Below are 25,352 nucleotides of genomic sequence, written 5' to 3'. Positions count from 1 at the left end.
CGCCTCCCAAGCTATTGGGAGGACTTTTCAAAGGAACCTCATCTCCATGATGGAGACGGGGTATCAACATATCTGGCGTTGACTTTTGGCACGCTGTTGAGTTCTCAAGGAACGGACGCTTCCTTTGTGCCTGTTTCACCAGGCTCTCCGGGCGCTTCCCTTCGGTCTTGCGTTTCCGACTCTATCAGATCCTTTCGGCCCTGACTTTCGCCGGTGCGATCCGGCCTTTCGGCTTTCTCGCGGTTCCAACCTTACCAGATCCGTTTCCGTCTCTGGCCCCCTGCTGGAGCGGGGTCCGGCCGATTCGCTTTCGCTCCTCGACCTTTCCGACTTTATCAGATCCTTTTTCGTGTCCGGCCTGCTCCTCGATGAGGCGCAACCGGCTCGAATTCGGTTCCGAATTCTTGTCGGGATGGTTTGCCTTTCGGCTGTTCCGACTTTAACAGAGTGATCTGAGTCGGAATTCCGCACCCCTGGGGAGCCTTGCGCGCACATGGTGCGCGGTGCTTCCCGTTCTGGCGGAGCCGTAAACGTACTGGAGCGGGGCGCCCGGATGCAAATCCTGGCGCCCCGCTCCTACTTGAGGACCGTCGGACGGTCCGTCCGTCAGACCTCGACGACCACGGGGAGGATCATCGGGCGGCGACGGTAGTGGTCGGACACCCACTTGCCGACCGCGCGGCGGATCAGCTGCTGGAGCTGATGGGGTTCGGCGACACCGTCCTGGGCCGCCTTGGACAGCGCCTCGTCGATCTTGGGGATGACGCCGTCGAACGCCGAGTCGTCGATGCCGGAGCCGCGGGCGTGGACGTTGGGTCCGCCGACGGTCTTGCCGGTACTGCTGTCGACGACCACGAAGACCGAGATGATGCCTTCGTCGCCCAGGATGCGGCGATCCTTGAGGTGTGCCTCGGTGACGTCACCGACCGAGAGGCCGTCGACGTACACGTAGCCGGCCTGGACCTTTCCGGCGATCCTGGCGATGCCGTTGACCAGGTCGACGACGACGCCGTCCTCGGCGATGACGATGCGGTCCTTGGGGATGCCCGTCAGCGCGCCCAGCTCGGCGTTGGCGCGCAGGTGGCGCCATTCGCCGTGCACCGGCATGAGGTTCTTCGGCTTGCAGATGTTGTAGAAGTACAGCAGCTCGCCGGCCGAGGCGTGGCCCGAGACGTGGACCTTGGCGTTGCCCTTGTGGACCACGTTCGCGCCCCAACGGCTGAGGCCGTTGATCACTCGGTAGACCGCGTTCTCGTTACCGGGGATGAGCGACGAGGCCAGGATGACCGTGTCGCCCTGGACGATGCGGATCTGGTGGTCGCGGTTGGCCATCCGGGACAGGGCGGCCATCGGCTCGCCCTGGGAGCCCGTGCAGACCAGCACCACTTCGTCGTCCGGCAGGTCGTCGAGGGTCTTGACGTCGACGACGAGGCCCGCGGGGACCTTGAGGTAGCCGAGTTCACGGGCGATGCCCATGTTGCGGACCATCGAGCGGCCGACGAAGGCGACCCGGCGGCCGTACTCGTGGGCCGCGTCGAGGATCTGCTGGATGCGGTGCACGTGGCTGGCGAAGCTGGCGACGATGATCCGCTTGTCGGCGCTGGCGAAGACCTGGCGCAGCACGTTGGAGATGTCGCGCTCCGGCGGGACGAAGCCCGGGACCTCGGCGTTCGTGGAGTCGGACAGCAGGAGGTCGATACCCTCCTCGCCGAGCTTGGCGAACGCCGGGAGGTCGGTCAGCCGGCGGTCCAGCGGGAGCTGGTCCATCTTGAAGTCGCCGGTGTGCACGACCATGCCCGCCGGGGTGCGGATGGCGACCGCGAGGGCGTCGGGGATGGAGTGGTTGACGGCGACGAACTGGCACTCGAAGGGGCCCAGGCGCTCGCGGTCGCCCTCGGCGACCTCCAGCGTGTACGGGCGGATCCGGTGCTCCTGGAGCTTGGCCTCGATGAGGGCCAAGGTCAGCTTGGAGCCGATCAGCGGGATGTCCGGCTTCTCCCGGAGGAGGTAGGGGACGCCGCCGATGTGGTCCTCGTGGCCGTGCGTGAGCACGATGCCGTCGATGTCGTCTAGGCGATCCCTGATGGACGTGAAGTCCGGCAGGATCAGGTCGATTCCGGGCTGCTCCTCCTCGGGGAAGAGCACTCCGCAGTCGACGATCAGCAACCGGCCGCCGTACTCGAAGACCGTCATGTTGCGGCCGATCTCACCCAGGCCACCGAGGGGGGTGATGCGCAGGCCGCCCTTGGGCAGCTTCGGCGGGGCGCCGAGTTCAGGATGCGGATGACTCAAAAGACTCTCCTCACCATGCGCGCCACGCTGCCGTCGAGGCACGTGGCGCGCATGACATTCGTGCACTTGCTATGTGGCGGTTGTGTGGTCCATATGCAGTTGTGAAGTCTGTGTTCTACAGCTGTACCCCGCCGGCGGCGAGATCGCGCTTGAGCTGCTCGGTCTCCTCGGGCGAGAGGTCGACCAGGGGCAGCCGCAGCGGGCCGCTGGGCAGGCCCTGGAGGTCGAGGGCGGCCTTGGTCGTGATCACGCCCTGAGTGCGGAACATGCCGGTGAAGACGGGCAGCAGCTTCTGGTGGATCTCCGCCGCCTTGGCGACGTCACCGGTGAGGTGGGCGTCGAGGAGGGCGCGCAGCTCCGGGGTGACGACATGGCCGACGACCGAGACGAAGCCGACCGCGCCGACCGAGAGCAGCGGGAGGTTGAGCATGTCGTCACCGCTGTACCAGGCGAGGCCGGAGCGGGCGATGGCCCAGCTGGCACGGCCGAGGTCGCCCTTGGCGTCCTTGTTGGCCACGATCCGCGGGTGCTCGGCGAGCCGGACCATGGTCTCGGTGTTGATCGGGACGCCGCTGCGACCGGGGATGTCGTAGAGCATCACCGGGAGGTCGGTGGCGTCCGCGATGGCGGTGAAGTGACGCAGCAGGCCCTCCTGCGGGGGCTTGCTGTAGTACGGCGTCACCGCGAGCAGGCCGTGCGCTCCGGCGTCCTGCGCGGCGCGGGCCAGTTCCAGGCTGTGACGGGTGTCGTTGGTGCCGGCTCCGGCGACGACGAAGGCACGGTCGCCGACGGCTTCGACCACGGCGCGGACCAGCTGGGCTTTCTCCGCATCACTGGTGGTCGGGGACTCGCCGGTGGTGCCGTTGACGACAAGGCCGTCGTTGCCGGCGTCCACCAGGTGTGCGGCGAGCCGCTGCGCGCCGTCGAGGTCGAGTGCGCCATCCGCCGTGAACGGCGTGACCATGGCGGTCAGTACCCGCCCGAAGGGGGTCTGCGGTGTGGAAGTCGGAGCCATGGGTCCCACGCTACTCGTAGGGCGCCGTCGGGTGTGCCTCTGGGGAGTAGGGATGTGGACTCCGGCACTGCCTGCTCGGGGGTTCAAGCAGTGCCGGGTCCGTTCGTTCAGCGTAGATGAACTTCTCAAAGCGCCGCAATCCGGACAGTTCGGACGGGTATCCCGCTGCCCGGGGCGCGGCCCGTCGGGCGGGCCGCACCGTGCGGAGCCGGCGCGCTACGGGGCGATACGGCCGTTCGCGTTGAAGGCGGCGTGGGTGAGGGGCATGAGGGTGGCCCAGTGGGCCTCCATCTGCTCGCCGACCATCTCGATCTCGCGCTGCGGGAAGGAGGGGACCTTCGCCTGCTCGTGCTGCGTGCGCAGGCCGAGGAAGTGCATCAGGGACCGGGCGTTGCAGGTGGCGTACATCGAGGAGAAGAGGCCGACCGGGAGCACCGAGCGGGCGACCTCGCGGGCCACGCCGGCGGCGAGCATCTCCTGGTAGGCGGCGTACGCCTGGCGGTAGGAGTCCTCCATGACGCGGCCGGTGAGTTCGTGCTGCGCGGAGCTGCCCTCGACGAACTCGTACTTCCCGGGGCGGCCCTGCTGGACGAGCTTGCGGGACTCGCCGGGGACGTAGAAGACCGGGTCCAGCTGGCGGTAGCGGCCGGACTCCTCGTTGTACGACCACCCGACGCGGTGCCGCATGAACTCGCGGAAGACGAAGATCGGCGCGCTGACGAAGAACGTCATGGAGTTGTGCTCGAACGGGCTGCCGTGCCGGTCCCGCATCAGGTAGTTGATCAGGCCCTTGGAGCGCTCCGGGTCCTTCTGGAGCTCCTCCAGTGACTGCTCGCCGGCCGTCGAGACCCGGGCTGCCCAGAGCACGTCGCTGTCCGCTGCGCTGTGCTTGACCAGCTCGACCGTCACCTCGCTGCGAAAGCTGACGGGTGCGCTCTCGGCGCTGTCGGGGGTGTGGGACACCGGCGGTTCCTTCCGTTCGTTCCTCGTGCGCGTCCAGCCTACGGCCCGCCACTGACAGCCAGGGAAATGCCTTCTGATGCGGCGTTAGCGGACAAAGCGGAAAAAGGCATACCCCGCCTGCGCGCCAGTGGGCGGCGGTTGATATTTTTCACAGAAGTAACGGAAAACGGGCACCAAACGGACGCCTCAGTCGTCTCTACCTGTGACAGTGCCCACTACGAGGTTCCTAGGAGAGCCCCCTCATGTTCCGCCGGCGAGAGCCCGTCCCGTTCGCCTTCGTTGCCGAGGCAGACCGGTTCCGCAGCAATATCACTCCCCCGCCGCGCCCGCGCCGTTCGCGCGCGCAGTTCTTCGGCCAGTCGCTGATCACACTCACCGTGGTGGGCGGCCTGTCGGGCGCCCTGCTGTTCGGCCTGCCGGCCCTCCAGCAGGACACCTCCGGTTCGACCGGGGTGCACCAGTCCGAGGCTGCGCACCGCTGATTCGGCGGCGGAGCGGGCCACCGGGTGGTTCCGCTCCGCCGGTCCCGATAGCCTCACCGCTCACAGCTTCCGTCGGCATGCGATTCCGTGCTGACCAGCCCCGAGTGAGGACCAGCCGTGCCCCTGCCCTTCCTGACGGCCGACCGCGCCCTCCAGGCCGACGGCCGCGCGGAACCCTTTCCCCCGCCGGACCATGACCCCGAACACTGGCGCCGTCCCTACCGCCCCGGACCGTGGCGGGTGGGGGCGGCGGCGGTGTTGCTGCTGCTCGCCTCGTTCGTCCTGCTCTCCGCGCTGATCATCGCGCTGGCCGGGTCGCCGGTCGGGGCCGTGATCTGCGCCGTGGTCGCGGTGCTGGTGATCGCGCTGGCGCTGCGCCTGGTGCGGGTGGGGGTCTGGGTGAGCGCCCGGGGCCTGCGGCAGGTGAACCTGCTCCGCACCACCACCCTGCCGTGGTCCGCGGTCGCCGCGGTCCGCACGGTCCAGCAGCCGGTGCGCTGGCTGGGTCTGCCGCGGACGGTCCAGGGCCAGGCGCTGCGCGTCGAACGGGTGCAGGGCGCACCGTTGCGGACGCTGCTCAGCGACCGCAACGGGGACTTCCTGGGCCGCTCCGAGACGTTCGAGCGGGCCGCCGACGCGCTGGAGGCGTGGGCGACGGAGTACCACCGCCCCTGACAAGGCCGAACGCCCGGTTCCGTACGGTGCTTCCGTACGGAACCGGGCGTTCGGCGTTCGCGGGTCGTCAGCCGGTGCGGGCCGGCTCGCCGGGGACCGGCCTGCCGTCGTGCAGGGCGATGGCGCGCTGCATGGCCTTGCGGGCGCGCGGGGTGTCCCGGGCGTCGCGGTAGGCGACGGCGAGCCGGAACCAGGTGCGCCAGTCGCCGGGCGCCTCCTCGGTCTCGGCCTGCCGCCGGGCGAAGACGGCGTCGGCCGCCTCCCGGTCGACGCGACCGCCGGGGGTGCGCGCGAGGTCGTCGACCGGCAGGCCGCCCTCCGCCGCCAGCTCGCCGGCCAGCCGGTTCGCGTCGCGGGCGAAGCGGGTGTTGGCCCACAGGAACCAGCCGCCCAGGAACGGCAGGACGAAGGCCACCGCGCCCATGCCCATCGCCGCCGGCTCCCCGGTCAGCAGCAGCAGTACGCCCTCCATCGCCACCACGCCGAAGACCAGCACCAGCACGGTGGCGAGGAAGAAGTACGTGATCTTTCCGCCCATGGTCGTCAGTCCAGATCGAGGAAGTTCTCCAGGCCCACCGTCAGGCCCGGGGCGGACACCACGCGCCGCACGCCGAGCAGGATGCCCGGCATGAAGCTGCTGTGGTGCAGCGAGTCGTGGCGGATGGTGAGGGTCTCGCCCACCCCGCCGAGCAGCACCTCCTGGTGGGCCAGCAGGCCCCGCAGCCGCACCGAGTGCACCGGGACGCCGTCCACGTCCGCGCCGCGGGCGCCGTCCAGTGCGGTCGTGGTGGCGTCCGGCTGCGGCGGGCAGCCGGCCTGCGCGCGGGCCTCGGCGATCAGCCGGGCGGTGCGGGCGGCCGTCCCGGACGGGGCGTCCGCCTTGTTGGGGTGGTGCAGCTCGACAATCTCGGCGGACTCGAAGAAACGGGCCGCCTGCTGTGCGAACCGCATGGTCAGCACCGCGCCGAGGGAGAAGTTCGGGGCGATCAGCACGCCCGCGCCGGGGGCGGCGTCGAGCCAGCCACGCAGCTGCGCGAGGCGGTCCTCGGTCCAGCCGGTCGTGCCGACCACACCGTGGATGCCGTGCCGCAGGCAGAAGTCGAGGTTGTCCATCACCGCGTCGGGGGTGGTGAGTTCCACCACGACCTGGGCGCCGGCCTCGACCAGCGTCTGCAGCTCGTCGCCGCGGCCGAGGGCCGCGACCAGCTCCATGTCGTCGGCGGCCTCGACGGCCCGGACGGCCTCGGAGCCGATGCGCCCCTTGGCTCCCAGGACGGCCACGCGCAGCTTGCTCATCGTTTTCCGCTCTCTCTCGTGGTGGGACGCCCGCTGATGCCGTCGCCTAGGCGACGACGTCCTCCAGGCGGGCCGCCTGCCGGTCCTTCAGGGGGCCGATGACGGACAGCGAGGGGCGTGCGCCCAGGACATCACGGGCCACCGCGCGGACCTCGTCCGGGGTCACCGCCGATATCCGGGCCAGCACCTCGTCCACCGACATGTGCTCGCCCCAGCACAGTTCGCTCTTGCCGAGCCGGTGCATCAGCGCGCCGGTGTCCTCCAGGCCGAGGACCGTGGAACCGCGCAACTGGCCGATCGCGCGCCGGATCTCGTCGTCGGTGAGGCCCTCGGCCGCCACCGTGTCGAGTTCGTCGCGGCAGATCTTGAGGACGTCGTGCACCTGGTTGGGCCGGCAGCCGGCGTAGACGCCGAAGAGTCCGCAGTCGGCGAAGCCCGAGGTGAAGGAGTACACGCTGTACGCCAGGCCACGCTTCTCGCGGACCTCCTGGAACAGGCGCGAACTCATCCCGCCGCCCAGGGCGGTGTTGAGCACGCCCATCGCCCAGCGCCGGTCGTCGTTGCGGGACATGCCGGGCATGCCGAGGACGACGTGCGCCTGCTCGGTCTTGCGGCCCAGGAGTTCGACCTGGCCGGCGGTGCGGATGGCGCGGCGGCCGGCGCGCGGCGCGATCGGGGCGGCATCCGTGCGGTCCAGCGCACCGGCCTGCTCGAAGGCGCGGCGCACCAGCCGGACGACCTTGGCGTGGTCGACGTTGCCGGCGGCGGTGACGACCAGGTGGGTGGGGTCGTAGTGCTTCTTGTAGAAGCGGCGGATGCGGTCGGCGGAGAGCGCGTTGACGGTGTCGACGGTGCCCAGGACCGGGCGGCCCAACGGGGTGTCGCCGAGCATGGTGTGCGCGAACAGGTCGTGCACGCAGTCGCCCGGGTCGTCCTCGGTCATCGCGATCTCTTCGAGGATCACCCCGCGCTCGGCGTCGACGTCCTCGCTCTCGATCAGCGAGCCCGTGAGCATGTCGCACACCACGTCGATGGCGAGCGGCAGGTCGGTGTCGAGCACCCGCGCGTAGTAGCAGGTGTACTCCTTGGCCGTGAAGGCGTTCATCTCGCCGCCGACGGCGTCGACGGCCGCGGAGATGTCCAGCGCGGAGCGTCGCTGGGTGCCCTTGAAGAGCAGGTGTTCCAGGTAGTGGGTGGCACCGTTCAGGGACGGGGTCTCGTCGCGGGAGCCGACGTGCGCCCAGATCCCGAAGGTGACGGAGCGGACGGTGGGCAGCGTCTCGGTGACCACGCGCAGCCCGCCGGGGAGCGTGGTGCGGCGGACCGTGCCGGCGCCCGCGGCGCCCTGCAGAAGCGTTTGGGTACGGGCGACGGCCCGCCCCTCCGAGGAGGTGCGGGCCGTCGTCGCGTGCGTGCGGGACGTCACTTGGCGGCGTCGTCCTTCGTGTCGTCGTCCTCGGCGTCCTCGCCCTCGATCACGGGGATCAGGGAGAGCTTGCCGCGCTGGTCGATCTCGGCGATCTCGACCTGGACCTTGGCGCCCACGCCGAGCACGTCCTCGACGTTCTCGACGCGCTTGCCGCCGGCCAGCTTGCGGATCTGCGAGATGTGCAGCAGACCGTCCTTGCCCGGGAGCAGGGACACGAACGCACCGAAGGTGGTCGTCTTGACGACGGTGCCCAGGTAGCGCTCGCCGACCTCCGGCATGGTCGGGTTGGCGATGCCGTTGATCGTGGCGCGGGCGGCCTCGGCGGCCGGGCCGTCGGCGGCACCGATGTAGATGGTGCCGTCGTCCTCGATCGTGATGTCGGCGCCGGTGTCCTCCTGGATCTGGTTGATCATCTTGCCCTTGGGGCCGATGACCTCACCGATCTTGTCCACCGGGATCTTGACGGTGATGATCCGCGGCGCGTTCGGGGACATCTCGTCCGGGACGTCGATGGCCTCGTTCATCACGTCGAGGATGTGCAGCCGCGCGTCGCGGGCCTGCTTCAGCGCGGCGGCCAGGACCGAGGCGGGGATGCCGTCGAGCTTGGTGTCGAGCTGGAGCGCGGTGACGAACTGCTTGGTGCCGGCGACCTTGAAGTCCATGTCGCCGAACGCGTCCTCCGCACCGAGGATGTCGGTGAGGGCGACGTAGTGGGTCTGGCCGTCGATCTCCTGGGAGATCAGACCCATGGCGATGCCGGCGACCGGGGCCTTGAGCGGCACACCGGCGTTGAGCAGCGACATCGTGGAGGCGCAGACCGAGCCCATGGACGTCGAGCCGTTGGAGCCCAGCGCCTCGGAGACCTGACGGATCGCGTAGGGGAACTCCTCGCGCGTCGGCAGCACCGGCGCGATGGCGCGCTCGGCGAGCGCACCGTGGCCGATCTCGCGGCGCTTGGGGGAGCCCACGCGGCCGGTCTCACCGACGGAGTACGGCGGGAAGTTGTAGTTGTGCATGTAGCGCTTGCGGGTCACCGGGGAGAGGGTGTCCAGCTGCTGCTCCATGCGGAGCATGTTGAGGGTGGTGACGCCCAGGATCTGGGTCTCGCCACGCTCGAACAGCGCGGAACCGTGCACCCGCGGGATCGCCTCGACCTCGGCGGCGAGCGTGCGGATGTCCGTCACGCCGCGGCCGTCGATGCGCTTCTTCTCCTTGATGACGCGCTCGCGGACCAGGGTCTTGGTCAGCGAACGGTACGCGGCGGAGATCTCCTTCTCGCGGCCCTCGAACTCGGGGAGCAGCTTCTCGGCGGCCAGACCCTTGACGCGGTCCAGCTCGGCCTCGCGGTCCTGCTTGCCGGCGATGGTGAGCGCCCGCGTGAGCTCGTCCTTGACGGCCTTGGTCAGCGCCTCCAGGACGTCGTCCTGGTACTCGAGGAAGACCGGGAACTCGCCGGTCGGCTTGGCGGCCTTCGCGGCGAGGTCCGCCTGCGCCTTGCACAGGACCTTGATGAAGGGCTTGGCGGCCTCCAGGCCGGCGGCGACGACCTCTTCGGTCGGGGCCTCGGCGCCACCCTTGACCAGCTCGATGGTCTTCTCGGTGGCCTCGGCCTCGACCATCATGATGGCGACGTCGCCGTCGGGCAGCACCCGGCCGGCCACGACCATGTCGAAGACGGCGTTCTCGAGCTCGGAGTGGGTCGGGAAGGCAACCCACTGGCCGTTGATCAGGGCGACGCGGGTGCCGCCGATCGGGCCGGAGAAGGGCAGGCCGGCCAGCTGCGTGGAGCAGGAGGCGGCGTTGATCGCGACCACGTCGTAGAGGTGGTCGGGGTTGAGCGCCATGACCGTCTCGACGATCTGGATCTCGTTGCGCAGGCCCTTCTTGAAGGAGGGGCGCAGCGGCCGGTCGATCAGGCGGCAGGTGAGGATCGCGTCCTCGCTGGGGCGGCCCTCACGGCGGAAGAAGGAGCCGGGGATCTTCCCGGCCGCGTACATCCGCTCCTCGACGTCGACGGTCAGCGGGAAGAAGTCCAGCTGGTCCTTCGGGTTCTTGGAAGCGGTGGTGGCCGACAGCACCATGGTGTCGTCGTCCAGGTACGCCACGGCGGAGCCGGCGGCCTGCTTGGCCAGGCGGCCCGTCTCGAAGCGAATGGTGCGGGTGCCGAAGGAACCGTTGTCGATGACGGCCTCGGCGTAGTGGGTCTCGTTCTCCACCAGGAATATCTCCTCGTCTGCGTCCGCTGCCCGTGTGGCAGCGGACCGTCTGCGGTGGAGCGCCGGTGCGGGCCGGTCTTCGATCGAAGCACCCGGAGTCCTGCCGCATGGGGTGTCCCATGGGCCGTCCGGGGGCCACTACCGAGGACCGGCGGCCAGAGGGCGCTCTACCGCGTTCGCTTTTGCGATATGCCACCAGACTACAAAGCTTCCGTCCATCGCGCGGTGGGACGGCCGTCCGGTGCGTACGGCAAAGGGAGCGGCCCCCGGTGGGAACCGCTCCCTTTACGGCGTCTTACTTGGCGCCCGCCGCGCCGCGGCGGATGCCCAGGCGCTCGACCAGCGCGCGGAAGCGCGTGATGTCCTTCTTCGCCAGGTACTGCAGCAGGCGGCGGCGCTGGCCGACGAGCAGCAGCAGACCACGGCGGGAGTGGTGGTCGTGCTTGTGCATCTTGAGGTGCTCGGTCAGGTCCGAGATGCGGCGCGAGAGCATGGCGACCTGGACCTCGGGGGAGCCGGTGTCGCCCTCCTTGGTACCGAACTCGGCCATGATCTGCTTCTTCGTAGCGGCGTCGAGCGACACGCGTACTCCTTGGGGTTGCGGTCCGTGAGCGTCCCTGGATTTGCAGCACAGGGAATCTTGGATGACTCGAGTGGACCGTCGGACAGCGTACCAGCAGCAAGGCGGCCCCCCGACCGGGTGGTCGGGGGGCCGTCCCGCGTGCGGAGGGCGCCGGGCTAGCTGCTGGTGAGGCCGCGCACGGTGTTGTACACGTCGAGCACCGCCAGGCACAGCGGCACCAGGGACAGCAGGACCAGGCCGTCGAAGACGTCGAAGATCCGGCCCCAGAAGGGGGTGACGCCCTTCTTCGGGACGACCAGGCCGACGCCGACGAGGATCGCCGCGCCCACCGCGATGCTGGCGGAGAACCAGACGGTGCGGACGTTCAGCGGGCCGGCGTCCTGGAAGCGCTCCAGGGTGACGAAGATGTCGACCGGCGGGTGCAGCGCGATGCCCAGGATGAGCAGCACGATGGTGAAGATGCCGGCGATGGTCAGGCAGGCGACCTGGGCGGTGTAGTCGAAGAGCCGGGCGCGCAGCATGATCGCGATGCCGGCGGCCATGGCCAGGACCTGGGCCCAGACGTTGTCGGAGAAGCCGAGGACGATGCCGGCGGAGCCGACGACCAGGGCGGAGCAGCCGGCGACCAGGCCGAGCAGGAGTTCGTGGCCGCGCTTGGCCTGGTTTCCGATCTTCACGAAGTCGACCGACTCGGTCTCGGAGCCGCTCTCTAGGGCGCCCTTGGCGATCTGGTCGGGCGAGCGGTAGCCGATGGGCAGCCGGGCGAACCGGGCGGAGAGGCTCGGCAGCCAGGCGACGAAGGCGATGGAGACGACGGCGGTGACCGCGGCGACCTCGCGCGGGGCGGCGTCGGTGAGGATCGCGGCGAAGACCGCGAGGGTGCCGATGGCGGAGAGGAAGGCGGCCGCGACGAAGGGCGCGTCACCGCGGGGCAGCATGACCACCAGGAGCACCGAGGCGATCAGGACGGTCACGCAGCCGACGAGCAGGTGCAGTCGTCCCGGGCCGTGGCCGGGGTCGACGGGGAAGATGCCGGAGCCTGCGATGAGCAGGTGCGGCAGCGACGCCAGCCCCAGGGCGATCGAGGAGGCGTGGTCGTCGTAGACGCGGGCGCGGACGCCGGACAGCGCCACCAGGACGACGCCGACCACGCCGGCGATGATGCCGGGGAGCCGGTGCATGTCGCGGTTGACCGGGTTCGAGAACCACAGCGCGAACGCCATCATCACCAGGAGCAGCACGCCGGCGCTGAGGCCGACGACGCGCATCAGGTCGTCGCTCCAGCGGCTGCGGTTCTGCTTGACCGCCGAGGCGATGGCGTCCGAGACGTCGTCGAACACCGGCAGCGGCAGCGACTCGGCGAACGGCTTCAACAGGAGCAGGTCGCCGTCGAGGATCTGCTGCTGGGCCAGCGACTGACCGGCGTCGAGCACCGTGCCGTCGCGACGTACGAGGTGGTAGCCGGTCGGGGCGCCCTCTGTCTGGGACTGCCCGGAGAGCCGCAGGATCTCCGGATAGATATCGACGAGGGCAACGTCCTCCGGCAGTGCCACGTCGATCCGTGCATCCGGCGCGGCGACCGTCACCCGGCAAAAGCCGGTGCCAGTGCTCGTGCTCACCTGGCGGTTCCCCCTATCCGTTGGGCGTTTTGTCGCGTCGCGCGCCCTATATATAGGGCCGCCCGTACAGGGCTGTGGCGCGCTCGCGGGGCGTCAGCGTACCGTCCGATCGGGGCCTTGCCCCACCCACCCCTTGACTTGACGCCTAACAGTAGGATCAACGCCTGCGTCGGGCCAAGGACTTGGCTCGGGGGACCGTCGAATCCAACGGGGGCGGTCCGAGACTGCGAGATGCATGAAGGACTGATGCCTCGGTGAGCGTTGTCATCGTCAAGCGCCCGCCCCGCGCGCTACCACCTGAAGTTCCCTCGGAGGAGGTGGTACTTGAGCCGCCTCCGGAGCTTCCCCGCGAGGGAGAGCCCGAGAACTTGCTGATGACTTTCATGCCCATGATGGGCATGGCGTCCTCGGCGGGCTTCTTGTTCATGGGGAACCAGCCGTTCATGAAGATCATGGGCGGCTTCATGGTGGCCTCCACACTGGCGATGGCGATCATGCAGATCGTCAAGGCCCGCCAGGGGCCTTCCGGGCAGATGGTCCAGGAACGCCAGGACTACCTCAAGTACCTCGCGCAGAAGCGGAAAGAGGTGCGGCGCACCGCGCGCCGGCAGCGGGACGCGCAGCTGTTCACCCATCCCGACCCGAGCCAACTGTGGTCCGTCGTGGCCGAGGGCAAGCGGGTGTGGGAACGCCGGGCGAACGACCCGGACTTCGCGCAAGTGCGCCTGGGACTGGGGCCGCAGCAGTTGGCCACCCCGCTGCGGGCGCCGGAGACCGCTCCGGTCGACGAGCTGGAGCCGCTGACCGCGCACGCGATGAAGGAGTTCCTCGACAAGCACGGCCACCTGGAGAACCTCCCGCTGGCGGTGTCGCTGCGCGCCTTCTACCACCTGACGGTCTCCGGTGACCCGGACACCGTCTACGGCGCCTCGCGCGCCCTCGTCGCCCAGCTGTGCACGCTGCACTCGCCCGAGGACCTGGTGGTGGCCGTCGTCGCCGCGCCGGGCGCGCAGGCCGAGTGGGAGTGGACCAAGTGGCTGCCGCAGGTCCAGGACGCGTCCACCGACGGTGCCGGCACCCGCCGGCTGGTCGTCGGCGACCTCGGTGAGGTCGAGGAGCTGCTCGCCGACGAGTTGGACGGCCGCCCGCGGTTCAACCCGCAGGGCCAGCCGATGACCGACACCCCGCACGTCGTCGTCGTGCTGGACGGCGGCGACGTCCCGATGGACTCGGTGATCGCCGGGGCCGAGGGCCTGCAGGGCGTCACCATCTTGGAGATCGTGCCGGGCGACCTGGAGGAGATCCGCGGCGGGTTGGCCGTCCAGGTGTCGCCGGGCAAGCTGGTGCTGGAGTCGGCGAGCGGCGCCGTCTACCACGGCGCGTGCGACACCCTGTCGATCCCCGAGGCGGAGGCGCTGGCCCGCCAGCTGGCCCCGCTGCGCGCCGGTTCGGGCGCGGACGGCGAGGAACCGCTGCTGTCCGCACTGGACTTCACCGACCTGCTGAACATCGGTGACGCCGGTTCGCTGGACGTCTCGCGCACCTGGCGGCCCCGGACGCTGTCCGAGCGGCTGCGGGTGCCGATCGGCGTCGACCGCGACGGCCAGCCGGTCATGCTGGACATCAAGGAAGCCTCGCAGCAGGGCATGGGCCCGCACGGCCTGTGTGTCGGTGCGACCGGTTCCGGCAAGTCCGAGGTGCTGCGCACCCTGGTGCTCGCGCTCGCGGTGACGCACTCCTCGGAGACCCTCAACTTCATCCTCGCCGACTTCAAGGGTGGCGCCACCTTCACCGGCATGTCGGAGATGCCGCACGTCGCGGCGGTCATCACCAACCTCGGTGAGGACGTCACCCTGATCGACCGCATGCGCGACTCGATCACCGGTGAGCTCCAGCGCCGTCAGGAACTGCTGCGCTCGGCGGGCAACTACGCCAACATCACCGACTACGAGAAGGCACGTGCCGCCGGCGCCCCGCTGGACCCGCTGCCGTCGCTGGTGATGATCATCGACGAGTTCTCCGAGCTGCTCGCCGCCAAGCCCGACTTCATCGAGATGTTCATCCAGATCGGCCGCATCGGCCGGTCGATGGGCGTGCACATGCTGCTCGCCTCGCAGCGTCTGGAAGAGGGCAAGCTGCGCGGTCTGGACACCTTCCTGTCCTACCGGCTGGGCCTGCGGACCTTCTCCGCCGCCGAGTCGCGGACCGCGATCGGCGTGCCGGACGCCTACCACCTGCCGAACGTCCCGGGCTCCGGCATCCTGAAGTACGACACCGAGACGATGGTCCAGTTCAAGGCCGCGTACGTGTCGGGCACCTACCGCGGTCCGGGCGGCGGCGGTCGCAGCACCGGCGGTGGCCGGTCGATGCGGATGCCGGTGCCGTTCACGGCGGCCCCGGTCATCGAGCAGATCATCGAGGAGCCGGTCGCCGTCGAGGCGGCCGAGCCGGAGATCGACGACGCGCTGGCCGACACCGTCCTGGACGTCATGGTCCAGCGGATGCAGGGCCAGGGCCCGCCGGCCCACCAGGTCTGGCTGCCGCCGCTGGAGGAGCCGCCCACGGTCAACCAGCTGCTGCCGGCCCTCGCGGTCACCCCCGAACGGGGCGTGCACGCGCCGGAGTACACCGCGCTGGGCAAGCTCGTGGTGCCGGTCGCGCTGGTGGACAAGCCGTTCGAGCAGCGGCGTGACGTGATGTACCTGGACTTCTCCGCCGGTGCCGGTCACGGCCTGGTCGTGGGTGGTCCGCAGTCCGGCAAGTCGACGCTGATCCGGTCCGCCATCTCCTCGTTCGCGCTCACCCACACCCCGGCCGAAGTGCAGTTCTACTGCCTCGACTTCGGTGGCGGCGGCATGCTGAGCCTGGAGGGGCTGCCGCACGTCGGTGGCGTCGCCTCGCGTCTGGACGCCGAGAAGGTGCGCCGTACGGTCTCCGAGGTCGTCGGCATCCTCAACGAGCGCGAGGAGTTCTTCCGCTCGAACAGCATCGACTCGATCGCGACGTACCGCCAGCGGCGGGCCGCGGGGGCCTTCCCCGACCAGAAGTGGGGCGACGTCTTCCTGGTCATCGACGGCTGGGGCACGTTCAAGACCGACTACGAGCAGATGGACCCGGTGGTCCTGGACATCGCCGGCCGGGGCCTCGGCTTCGGCATCCACCTCATCATCGCCGGCTCGCGCTACACCGAGGTGCGGCCCGCACTGCGCGACCAGCTCCTCAACCGCGTGGAGCTGCGCCTGGGCGACCCGATGGAGTCGGAGTTCGACCGCAAGCGCGCGGAGAACGTCCCGATGGGCAAGCCCGGCCGCGGTCTGTCCCCCGACAAGCTCGACTTCCTGGCGGCGCTGCCGCGCCTGGACGGGATGAGCGACCCCGAGACGCTCAGCGACGGTGTCGCGAACCTGGTGCAGACGGTCAACGAGCACTGGCAGGGCGAGCCGGCCCCCAAGGTCCGGATGCTGCCGACGCTGCTGCACGCCAGCGAGCTGCCCCGGGGCGGCGACTACCCGGAGCACGGCATCGCGATCGGTGTCGACGAGACCACGCTGTCCCCGGCGTTCATCGACTTCGAGACCGACCCGCTGCTGGTCATCTACGGCGAGAGCGAGTCCGGCAAGTCGTCGCTGCTGCGCCTGCTGAGCCAGCAGATCGCGGAGCGGTACCCGGCGGACAAGGCGCTCATCGTGGTCTCCGACTACCGGCGCGCGCTGCTCGGCGAGGTCCCCGATTCGCACGTGTACAAGTACTGTGCGGCGGGCCCGCAGCTCCAGGAGGTCATCACCGGACTGGCCGGTTCGCTGGGCCGGCGCATGCCGGGTCCGGACGTCACGCCGGAGCAGCTGCGCAACCGCAGCTGGTACGACCTGCCGGACGCGTTCGTGATCGTCGACGACTACGACCTGGTGGCGACCAGCAGCGGCAACCCGCTCCAGCCGCTGCTGGAGTACCTGCCGTTCGCCCGTGACCTGGGTCTGCGCCTGATCCTGGCGCGCAGCTCCTCGGGTGCCGGCCGGTCCTCGTTCGAGCCGGTCATGCAGCGCGCCAAGGAGCTCGGTGCGCAGGGTCTGATCCTGTCGGCCGACCCGGCCGAGGGCCCGCTGATGGGCAACACCAAGGGTCAGCAGCTGACGCCCGGGCGAGGCATGTTCATCACCCGCAAGCGGGGGGCGCAGCTGGTCCAGACGGGCTTGCTGCCGCTGAAGAGCCAGTAGCGGCCGACCCGCAACGACGGCGGTGGGGCGTCCCTCTCAGGAGGGGCGCCCCACCGCCGTCTTCCGTTGTCCCGGGCCGGCCGGCCCGTGGTGGCCGTCGCCGTGCGGTCAGCCGAAGGCGCCGTGCTGGGTGACGTTCGGACCGGGCGGGGCGTCCGCGCCGTCGGCCGGGCCGGCGTCGGCCCCGGCGCCGGGGGCGTGCCCCGCCGCCTCGTCCCCGGCCCCGTCCGCCGCCTTCTCGGCGTCCTTGTCGGCCGCCGTCTGCTGCGCGGCGGCCTTCTGCCGGGCGGCGTCCTTCGCCTCCTGCTCGTCCGCCGCGCGCTGGGCCTCGGCCGGGTTGGTCCGGACGCCCTTGGCGATGCCCTCACCGCCGCGGGTGGCGGCCGCGCCGTCCCGGGGCGTGTCGAACGGGTCGGGCCCGTGGGCGGCCGTGGAGGAGTCCCACTGGTGCCGCAGTTGCGGGGCCTGGCTCTGGCCGCCCCCGCCCCGGCCCTGCTTGCCGAACGCGCCGCCGAGGCCGTTGGCGAGCTGGCCCAGCGCCATGAAGCCGTAGGCCATGTCCCGGCCGGACGACTGGGTGGCGTTCTGCGCGCCGCCCGCGGGAGCGGCGGAGGCGGCGGAGGCGGCATGGTCTTGGCCGGCGCTGTCGGTGGAGTGCGCGGCGGCGGCCTCGTCCAGGTCGGCGGCGGCCAGCTCGAAGGCCGGCAGGGACTCGTCGACGGAGCGCTTCAGCTGGTGCCACTCGCCGGCGAACGCCTCCCCCGCCGGGCCGTGCCAGTCGGCCGCGGCGGCGGTGCCGACGTGCCGGTCCAGGTCGCGGACGAGTCCGTCCAGGTGCTTGCCCATGTCCCGCCAACCGGCGGCCGCCTCGTGCAGCGCGTGGGGATTGCGTCGTGGCTCGGTCACCTGGTGCTCCGCATGATCTCGACGAGTTCGTCCTCGGCGGCCTGGGTGTTGGCGACGGTCTCCTTGATGCCGCCGCCGACCGCGGCGAGCCGCTGCTGGAGCTGGGCCAGGGCGCGCTCGGCCTCCTCGAAGAGTTCGCGGTAGGGCCGGGCCGCCTCGTCGCTGCCGAAACCGTCCCTGAGCGCCTCGGCGTCCGCGCACCGTCTGAATGCGCTCAGTTGCCGGCTCAGTTCTTCCGCACGATTCTCGAAGGTCGTACCGAGCTTGTGCAACGCCTCGGTACTGAGCCGGACTTCATCGGACATCATTTCTCCCCGAATTGAATGACAGCAACCTGCTGAACATCACTCCAGGTCTAGCACACCGGCAATAGCCCGGAAGCCCCTCGCGGAGTGGCTTGCGTGTGCAGCGCGTAAGGGACGCGGAGCAATATGCGGCAATACCGACAACCCCGCCTTGACGACCCGTTCACTTCCGTCATTACACTCAGGACGCCGGTGCAGCACGCGCGGTTGCTGTGCCACCACGTACGAGGGGGCAGACATGAACGAAGAGCGGCAGATCCAGGACGAGGACCTGATGGACGTCGCCCAGGATCCTGAGCAGGCGCACCGTCTGCGCAAGGCACTGAAGGTGCTCGCGGACAACCCGAATGTGGGTGGCAAGCTCCAGGAGATGGCCAAGGAAGTGCTCTCCGGTCGGATGGGCATGAAGGAGGCCATCGAGACGCCCGGTTACATGGACGCGCTGGGCGACCGGCTGAACAAGATCCGGCGGGACGCCGAGAACCAGACCATGGACGAGCGCGAGGAGTCCCGCGCGAAGTTCGCCGAGTGGCAGAAGAAGCAGGAAGCCGAGGAGGACCGCGAGCGCGCCGAGCGCGACGGCCCGAGCCTCAACCTCGTCACCGGCCCGCGCCGTGGCAGCGGCCGCGGCCACCGCTGACCCTCCGGCGCGACGCGGCGCCCCCACCGGCCCGGGCCCGTGCCCGGCCCCCGGCCCGCGCGGAGGCCGCGCAGCGGGTGGCCGGGACCGGAGGTCCTGAAGCAGGAAGACGATCCGCCCTCCCGGGCCGGTGCGACGGCCGGGGAGGGCGGATCGTTGCGTTCGTAGGCGTGCGGGGAATGACAGCCGGACGGCACCGCCGGGCACCGCCGGGCGCCCCGGACGCCCCGGACGCCCCGGACGCCCCGGACGCCCCGGACGCCCCGGACGCCCCGGCGGAGAACGCGTCGGAGAACGCGTCGGAGAACGCGTCGGAGAACGCGTCGGAGAACGCGTCGGAGTACGGCGGAGTACCTCGGAGCACATCGGAGTGCCTCGGATTACAACGGTCCGGACAAGAACCGTGCGGAGATCAACGGGCCCGACGACCACAGGCCGGGAAAGAACATCCCGTAAAAGAACAGGTCGGACAAGAGCCCGACACCACGCGGAAATCACCAAACGGAAATAAGCGGGTAAGGAGGGTGCGATGGAGAGGACGAAGAGGGCAGGTCGATCAGTTGGAGCGGATTTGTCGTTCCCCGGACCGCTCGCCCCGGGAGGCTCAGGGCCCCCGTCCACCCCGCGCCGCACTTCTCTTTTCTCCCGTGGGCAGCACGCTCCTGTGTGCCAGTTCCGGAACAGCCGCCCCTCGAACGTCCCACCCGCCCGGCCCGGATCATAGGATCTATCCCGTACACGCAGGATCCACGGAAGTGGAGGCGGGATAGATGGGGGACGAGGAAGTCATGAGCGCCTCAGGCGAAGCAGCCGGCGCGGCGGCCGGATACGCGCCGCACCCGTACATCGGCGGCCGCAGCGCCGCCCTCCGGGCGCTGGCCGCCTGGCGCATGCGGTGGCCGGGCGCACCACGGGTCGTCGTCCTCACCGGCAACCCCGGTAGTGGACGTTCCCGCGTGGTCGCGGGCTTCCTGATGCTGTGCGACCCCGAGTACCGCAAGCAACTCCCGGTGGACGAGCTGGACCCGGCGACGGTCCCCCCGGACCTCCCGGCGCCGGTCGTGCCGGACGTCCGGGGCCTGACGGCGGCGCAGGTGCTGTGGCTGCTCGCCGACCACCTCGACCTGGCCGCCGGGCGCGCGACGGACGTCTTCGCCGAACTCGGCGCCCGCGAGGAGCCGTTGGCGATCGTCGTCCCGGATGTGGACCGGGCCGGCCCGGTGCGCGCCGCGGGCGAGCCGGCCCGCCTGGTGCGCGAGCTCCTCGCGCCGCTCGCCGCGACGCCGACGGTGCACCTGCTGGCCGACGTCCCCCGGGAGCTCGCCGCCGAGTTGGCCGGCGCGCTGCCGAGCGGCCAGGTCCAGGTGATCGACCTCGACGAGGCCGAGTGGGCCGACCCCGAGGGCCTGGTCCTGCACGCCGAGACGGCGCTCGACCCGGAGGCCGGCGCCCCCGACCTGCCGTTCACCACCGACCCGGCCGACCGCCGGGAGTTCGCCGAGGCGCTCGCCCGGCGCGCCGACGGCAATCGGCTGACGGTCCAGTTGGCGGTCCAGTCGCTGTGCACCCACGCTGAGGGGTTCGACCCCGAGGACGAGGCGCAGTTGCCCGCCACCGTCGGCGACGTCCTCGACCTGCACGCCCGCCGCCTGGGCGCCGATCCGCAGACGCTCCGGCAGATGCTGGCCCCGCTGGCGTTCGCCGAGGGCGACGGGCTGCCGGTCGAGCTGTGGCGCCCGCTGGCGGACGCCGTCGCGGGGCGCGACATGGGGCGGGTCATCGCCGACGGGATGCTGCTGGCCGCGCCGTTCGTGGAGCCGGTGGAAGCCCCCGTGGACGAGGACGAGGACGACGACGAGGACAACAACGGGGCCTCCGGGCCCGCGGCGGACGCCGAGCCCGCGACCCGCACGCTGATCCGCCTGACGCACCCGGCCCTCGCCGCCGAGATCCGCTCGGGCCTGCCGGACCCCCGGGACACCCAGACCAGGATCGCCATGGCGCTCCTGGAGGCGGTGCCCCAACAGGACTGGTCGCGCGCCGACCGCTACGTCCGCGACCACCTCGCCGGACACACCCTCGACGCCGGCCTGCTCCCCCAACTCCTCGTCGATCCGGGCCTGTTCACGTACGCCGACCCGATCACGCTGCGCACCGCCATCGAGGCCGTGCCGCTCGACCAGTTGGGCGCTCCGGCCCGGACGTACCTGCGCACCGCGCCCCTGCTGACCCGCTCCGGGGCCCCGGCCGACATGCGCGCCGCGCTCCTGGAGACCGCGTTCGTCGAGGACGACCTCCAGCCGTACGCCGAGGCCCTGCACGGGTTGGGTCTGGAGCTGCCGTGGCGCACCCTGTGGAGCCTGCCGCTGGCGGGCGTGGCCTCGGTGACGGCCGGCACCCTGCCGGCCACGGAGGAGTCGGACCCGGCGGCCCCCGGCACCGGCCGCCGTCCCGTCGCCGCGCTGGTCGTCCCGGCGGGCACCCCCGGCTCCCAGGCGGTGCCGGGCACGGACCGCCCGGAGCCCGAGGCGTCGGCGGACGCCGAGCCGCCGTCCACCGCCACCGCCCTCCTCCTGCACGACCTGCTCCGCCCCGGTTACGTCGAGGCCGACCCCGCGCAGGTGCTGCGCCCGTCGGAGGAGGAGCGGGCCGCGGCCCCGTACGGCCTCAGCCGGGGCGCCGACTACCTCCGGGTGTGGGACCGGGCGAGCGGCGACGTGGTGACCGCGCTGCTCTCCGACTCCCCGTTCCGCGACGCCGAACTCACGCCCGAGGGCGTCCTCGTCGTCGCCACCGAACGAGGCGTGACGGCGCGTCAGATCCTCGCGCCGGCACCGGCCCCGGCCGCGGCGACCACCGAGGCCGCGGCCCCCACCGTCCCCGCCCAGGCCGCCGCACCCACCCAGGCCGCCACCGAGCCCGCCGGCACCACCTCCGCCGACGCCGCCGCCCACGGCCGTCCCCACGGCCCCGAAGGAGACCACTCGTGAACACCCAGGCGCAGGCAGGCACCCCCGCCCAGCCGCCGGTCACCGGCCCCGGCAACACCGCCGTGGCGACCTACCTCGACCCCTCCACCGGCGAGGAGACGAGCCTCGCCCAGGTCTCCCGGCCCGGCCTGCCGCCCGCCGAGTACCAGCTGTTCGACGAGTTGCGCCGGCTGGGCGTGGACGGCGCCGCGGTCCGCGCGGTCCACACCGACCTGCGGCCGGCGATGCTCCCCGGCGGCTACACCGGCGACTTCGTCCTGCGGGCCTTCCCGAACGCCGCGTTCTCCTGCACCACCGAGTACGGCACGAGCCCCGAGGAGCGCGCCGCGGGCATCGCCGGCCTGGTCCAGCAGGTCGAGACCATGCACCGGCTCGCGGGCCGCCAGGCGCCGCCCCAGCCGCACCGCACCCCCGCCCCGCGGGTCGTCGCCCCCGCGCCGGCGCTGCCCTCCGCGGACCTCGGCGCCCATCTCACCGAGGTCTTCGGCGCCGACGGCGTGCGCCGCCCCGACGCCGGAGCGCTCGCCGCCACCCAACTCCCCGAGGACACCCGGACCACCCTCACCGAGGCCGGCCTGCCGGCCCGGGTCCCGTACTTCTTCACCGCCGACGACCCGGCCGCACCGCCGACCGGCGGACTGTTCGCGGACGTCTCCACCCACCTCCGGGGGGCCGGGACGCAGGCCCGGCCGGAGGTCCTCGACATCCTCGCCGGGTACGTCCGCATCGGCACCGACGGCCTCTACGCCCTCGCCGTGCAGTGCACCGCCCCGGAGGACGACCCGAACCAGCTCGGCACCCTGTGGGCCGTCCAGCCCAGCACCGGCGGCGCCCGCTTCGTCAACCGCTCCCTCGCCGCCTACCTGCGCTCGTTGACCCTCCTGGTCACCGCACGCCGGCAGCTCGCGGGCCTGGACCCGTACGCCGCGGGCACCGCGGTAGCCGCCTTCCAGGAACAACTCGTGGCCCTCGACGCGTGGTCCCTGGACGACCCCGACAACTGGTGGTCCCTGGTGACCGAGCAGATGTGGCACGGGTTGTTCTAGGCCCAAGGGCGGCAGCCAACAGAAACGGCCGGCCGACCAACTCGGCCGGCTCGCCCGGCTCCAGGGGACGCTTCCCCCGCCATACGCCCGAGGGCGCTGTGGGTGCGACGCATCGCACCACGGCGCCCTCGCTGCACGAACGGGCCTCCTGGCGACGAGCCCCCGGGCCCTCGTGCGTCAGGGCAGCAGCCAGTCCGCGGCGAACGCTGCCGCGAGCCCGCACACCAGCAGCCAAGTACCGAGCCGGGTACGCCCGTTGCGGGCGAGTTCGATGACGATCCCGCAGAGTATGAGCGCCGCCCCGTACACCCCGACGACCAGCACCGACGTACGGGACGCCAGCCGCACCACGAGGAGCACGGCCATCGCGGCCATCATCACCGAGGCCAGCACGACCCGCACCCGCCGCGCCTGACGAGGCGTCAGGCCGACGCGGTCCCGTTCACCCTCGACGCCCTCCTCCTCGCCGACCCGCCCGTCCCCCTCGGCGCCGTCCTCGACTTCACCCTCGCCCTCAACGTCGCCCCCGACTCCGCCCCCGGCCGGCGCCTCGGCGTCAACCTTGGCGTCACTCTTGACCCTTGCGGCGCCCCCCGACCCCTCCCCCACCCGCTGGGAAAGGGATTCGTCGGCCTGCTCACTCCCCGCTGCGTCCATGAGCGGGAATGCTACGGGAGCCCGAGCGGCCACCCGCGCCCGTCCCCCGCACCGAGCCGCCTCCCTCCACCCCTCCCCACCAGCTTTTTTGACGCGGCCCACCGTTGACGCACCCCGCCGCCGTCCCGGACCGTATCCCCGGAGCCGCAACCCGCCCCCACTCCACCACCCCCAAATTCTCACAATTCCGCCACCCTTTCCCAATTCCAAGGATTTCGCCGATTCCAGACGCCTGCTCAATTCCCGCGAAAGCCAACCCGGTTGACCGGCCGCGCCAACCGCCGCGACTCCACTCGCCTTGACACGCCCGCACTCAGATCGCCTAACCTGGGAGCGTTAGGCGTGATGAGCAAGACGCGGAACACATCGTCAAACGGGGGCAGTGGTGGCTGGCAAGGCATTTGATGTCGATCCTGATGTACTGAAGACGCAGGGCGACGCCTTCGTCCACATCGGAAGCGATTTCTCCAAGGCTTCGAAGAAACTCCAGGATGATCTTGAAGGGCTCGGTAGCCCTTGGGAGAACTGTGACTTCGGGGACGCCTTCGAGACGATCTACACCCCGATCAAGGACGGCATGTTCAAGTCGATGGACTCCCTCGGCGAACGCCTCGAGGGCATCGGCGACAAACTCCAGGACATGGCCCGTTCGTACACCGAATCCGACGAGCAGGGCGTCCACGTCATCAGCGCGGTCGGCCGCCCGATGGTCTGACGCAGGTCCGACCACCCTTCAGCCGAGGCGGGGCCCCGCAGCATCCGGGCGCCCACCTCGGCTCCGGTCGATCCCTCCTGCGCCGACACCCCGGCCGCCCCACCGCCCGCCTCCGGTTCCTTGCTTCCCCACCACCGCCTCGCCTTACCACTACGCCGATTTCGGCCACACCCGCACGGGGGACGAACACTGTGTCTTTGCAGCTGCCTGGCGAGCTCGTCTGGATTCTGAATCTTCTGGGCTACGACTGGCCCGACGCGGACGAGGACAAGCTCCACGAATGCGCGTCGGCCTGGCGAAACTTCGCCGAATCCGTCAACAACACGAATTCCCAGGGCGCCACGGCAGCCAATCAGGTGCTCTCCGCCAACTCCGGCGAGGCCGTCGAGGGCTTCTCCCACGAATGGGGCGCGTTCAACGGCTCCGGCGACGGCGGTGACAACTACCTCCGCGACGCCGCCGCGGCCGCCGACGTGATCGCCCTGGCCTTCGACGCGGCCGCCGTCGCCGTACTGGCCGGCAAAATCGCGGTCATCGTCCAACTCGTCATGCTGGCCGCGGAAATCATCGCGGCCCAGGCCGCCGCGCCCTTCACCTTCGGCCTGTCCGAGGTCGGTGCGGCGGGCGCCACCCAAGCGACTCGCGTGATCGTCCGCCAGATCCTCGCCAAGATCCGGCAGGAGGTCATGCAGGCCGCCACCAAGGCCATGGAGCACGCCACCATGGACGCCGTCAAGAAGATGGCGAAGAAGGCGGTCTCCAAGGAAGCCCGCAAGGTGGCGACCGACTACGCCAAGCAGCAGATCAAGGAAACGGTCAAGGAAACCGTCAAGGAAAAGGTCGTCGACGCGGCCAAGGAGAAGGCGACCGAGGCCGGCAAGGAAATGGCCCAGAACGTCGCCGAGCAGAGCATCGAGACCCACTTCGGCGAACGCGACGGCATCAAGCTGGACGAAACCGCGGACATCGCCAAGGACAAGGCCGGCGAATACGTCGACGGGCTCAAAGAGGGCGCCGACGACCTCACCAACCCCAAGACGTACATCGACCACGCCCGGGACGACCTCACCAACCGCGGCCTCGACCAGACCCAGAAGCACGTCGACCAACGCACCGGCGGCGCCGCCACCCGCCACCAAGGGGTCACCGACAGCGCCAAGGACACCGTCCGCGAACAGGTCCGCAACGTCTTCGGGTGACGGGCACCACCGCTCACTCACACCCACGCCGGATGCCCTCGTCTCCACACCGTCCCACGGAGGCGAGGGCATCCGGCGTGGCCTTCGCCCTCCCGCACCGGAGGCACGGC

Annotated in this window: 20 protein-coding genes; 8 read left to right on the top strand and 12 right to left on the bottom strand. The window is 70.8% G+C overall.

The window, feature by feature from the left end; all coding sequences use genetic code 11:
• Nucleotides 1–606: 606 nt before the first annotated feature.
• The 3 genes from ABD385_RS07895 to thyX form a co-directional block, all read right to left on the bottom strand.
• A complete protein-coding gene (locus tag ABD385_RS07895) occupies nt 607–2,292 on the bottom strand; it encodes a ribonuclease J (RefSeq protein WP_344574285.1) in 1,686 nt (561 codons plus the stop codon).
• Between the two features lie 115 nt (nt 2,293–2,407).
• On the bottom strand, nt 2,408–3,307 hold the full coding sequence (dapA, locus tag ABD385_RS07890; protein WP_344574284.1) for a 4-hydroxy-tetrahydrodipicolinate synthase: 900 nt from the start codon (nt 3,305–3,307) through the stop codon (nt 2,408–2,410).
• 216 nt (nt 3,308–3,523) lie between these two features.
• Nucleotides 3,524–4,270 carry an FAD-dependent thymidylate synthase gene (gene thyX / locus ABD385_RS07885; RefSeq protein WP_344574283.1) on the bottom strand — a complete coding sequence of 249 codons (747 nt, stop codon included), beginning with the start codon at nt 4,268–4,270 and terminating at the stop codon, nt 3,524–3,526.
• A 242-nt stretch (nt 4,271–4,512) separates the two neighbouring features.
• Here thyX and ABD385_RS07880 point away from each other — a divergent pair, with 242 nt between their 5' ends.
• Both ABD385_RS07880 and ABD385_RS07875 read left to right on the top strand, forming a co-directional pair.
• Nucleotides 4,513–4,752 carry a hypothetical protein gene (locus ABD385_RS07880; protein ID WP_344574282.1) on the top strand — a complete coding sequence of 80 codons (240 nt, stop codon included), beginning with the start codon at nt 4,513–4,515 and terminating at the stop codon, nt 4,750–4,752.
• Nucleotides 4,753–4,869: 117 nt separating this feature from the next.
• Nucleotides 4,870–5,427 (top strand): PH domain-containing protein, encoded by a 558-nt coding sequence (locus ABD385_RS07875; RefSeq protein WP_344574281.1) that lies wholly within the window; start codon nt 4,870–4,872, stop codon nt 5,425–5,427.
• Between the two features lie 67 nt (nt 5,428–5,494).
• Here the strand turns inward: ABD385_RS07875 and ABD385_RS07870 are convergent, their stop codons facing one another.
• The 6 genes from ABD385_RS07870 to eccD form a co-directional block, all read right to left on the bottom strand.
• Nucleotides 5,495–5,965: a tetratricopeptide repeat protein gene (locus tag ABD385_RS07870; RefSeq protein ID WP_344574280.1), complete on the bottom strand. Its 471-nt coding sequence runs from the start codon at nt 5,963–5,965 to the stop codon at nt 5,495–5,497.
• A gap of 5 nt (nt 5,966–5,970) precedes the next feature.
• Nucleotides 5,971–6,723 (bottom strand): 4-hydroxy-tetrahydrodipicolinate reductase, encoded by a 753-nt coding sequence (dapB, locus tag ABD385_RS07865; RefSeq protein WP_344574279.1) that lies wholly within the window; start codon nt 6,721–6,723, stop codon nt 5,971–5,973.
• A 46-nt stretch (nt 6,724–6,769) separates the two neighbouring features.
• Nucleotides 6,770–8,149 (bottom strand): M16 family metallopeptidase, encoded by a 1,380-nt coding sequence (locus ABD385_RS07860; protein ID WP_344574278.1) that lies wholly within the window; start codon nt 8,147–8,149, stop codon nt 6,770–6,772.
• A complete protein-coding gene (locus ABD385_RS07855; protein ID WP_344574277.1) occupies nt 8,146–10,368 on the bottom strand; it encodes a polyribonucleotide nucleotidyltransferase in 2,223 nt (740 codons plus the stop codon). Before ABD385_RS07855 ends, ABD385_RS07860 begins: the two co-directional genes overlap by 4 nt.
• A gap of 295 nt (nt 10,369–10,663) precedes the next feature.
• Nucleotides 10,664–10,951: a 30S ribosomal protein S15 gene (gene rpsO, locus ABD385_RS07850; RefSeq protein WP_344574276.1), complete on the bottom strand. Its 288-nt coding sequence runs from the start codon at nt 10,949–10,951 to the stop codon at nt 10,664–10,666.
• Nucleotides 10,952–11,106: 155 nt separating this feature from the next.
• On the bottom strand, nt 11,107–12,570 hold the full coding sequence (eccD, locus tag ABD385_RS07845) for a type VII secretion integral membrane protein EccD (protein ID WP_344574275.1): 1,464 nt from the start codon (nt 12,568–12,570) through the stop codon (nt 11,107–11,109).
• A 254-nt stretch (nt 12,571–12,824) separates the two neighbouring features.
• On the opposite strand from eccD, the gene eccCa reads away from it, so the two are divergent.
• Nucleotides 12,825–16,784 (top strand): type VII secretion protein EccCa, encoded by a 3,960-nt coding sequence (eccCa, locus tag ABD385_RS07840; protein WP_344574274.1) that lies wholly within the window; start codon nt 12,825–12,827, stop codon nt 16,782–16,784.
• 108 nt (nt 16,785–16,892) lie between these two features.
• Here eccCa and ABD385_RS07835 read toward each other — a convergent pair whose 3' ends face one another.
• Nucleotides 16,893–17,690, bottom strand: a complete 798-nt coding sequence (locus ABD385_RS07835) for a WXG100 family type VII secretion target (RefSeq protein WP_344574273.1) — start codon at nt 17,688–17,690, stop codon at nt 16,893–16,895.
• On the bottom strand, nt 17,687–17,995 hold the full coding sequence (locus ABD385_RS07830) for a hypothetical protein (RefSeq protein ID WP_344574272.1): 309 nt from the start codon (nt 17,993–17,995) through the stop codon (nt 17,687–17,689). The genes ABD385_RS07835 and ABD385_RS07830 overlap by 4 nt, the downstream gene beginning before the upstream one ends.
• Before the next feature lie 238 nt (nt 17,996–18,233).
• Here ABD385_RS07830 and ABD385_RS07825 point away from each other — a divergent pair, with 238 nt between their 5' ends.
• The 3 genes from ABD385_RS07825 to ABD385_RS07815 all read left to right on the top strand — a co-directional run bounded on the left by ABD385_RS07825 (nt 18,234) and on the right by ABD385_RS07815 (nt 22,671).
• On the top strand, nt 18,234–18,635 hold the full coding sequence (locus ABD385_RS07825; RefSeq protein ID WP_344574271.1) for a hypothetical protein: 402 nt from the start codon (nt 18,234–18,236) through the stop codon (nt 18,633–18,635).
• Between the two features lie 788 nt (nt 18,636–19,423).
• Entirely contained in the window at nt 19,424–21,625 is a 2,202-nt protein-coding gene (locus ABD385_RS07820; protein WP_344574269.1) for an ATP-binding protein, read from the top strand.
• Complete coding sequence (locus ABD385_RS07815) at nt 21,622–22,671, top strand: SUKH-4 family immunity protein (protein ID WP_344574267.1); 1,050 nt, start codon at nt 21,622–21,624, stop codon at nt 22,669–22,671. The genes ABD385_RS07820 and ABD385_RS07815 overlap by 4 nt, the downstream gene beginning before the upstream one ends.
• A 177-nt stretch (nt 22,672–22,848) precedes the next feature.
• Here ABD385_RS07815 and ABD385_RS07810 read toward each other — a convergent pair whose 3' ends face one another.
• Nucleotides 22,849–23,328, bottom strand: coding sequence for a hypothetical protein (locus ABD385_RS07810; RefSeq protein ID WP_344574266.1), 480 nt, complete (start codon nt 23,326–23,328; stop codon nt 22,849–22,851).
• A gap of 385 nt (nt 23,329–23,713) precedes the next feature.
• Between ABD385_RS07810 and ABD385_RS07805 the strand changes: the two genes are divergently transcribed.
• Both ABD385_RS07805 and ABD385_RS07800 read left to right on the top strand, forming a co-directional pair.
• Nucleotides 23,714–24,043 (top strand): WXG100 family type VII secretion target, encoded by a 330-nt coding sequence (locus ABD385_RS07805; RefSeq protein WP_344574264.1) that lies wholly within the window; start codon nt 23,714–23,716, stop codon nt 24,041–24,043.
• A gap of 191 nt (nt 24,044–24,234) precedes the next feature.
• The gene (locus tag ABD385_RS07800) at nt 24,235–25,242 is read left to right on the top strand and encodes a WXG100-like domain-containing protein (protein ID WP_344574263.1); all 1,008 of its coding nucleotides are present in this window, start codon (nt 24,235–24,237) and stop codon (nt 25,240–25,242) included.
• Nucleotides 25,243–25,352: the final 110 nt, after the last annotated feature.

The sequence above is a fragment of the Streptomyces lunalinharesii genome (genome assembly GCF_039532155.1).
In the GTDB taxonomy this organism is placed as follows: Bacteria; Actinomycetota; Actinomycetes; order Streptomycetales; family Streptomycetaceae; genus Streptomyces; species Streptomyces lunalinharesii.
This window is presented reverse-complemented; position numbering and strand designations above follow the sequence as displayed.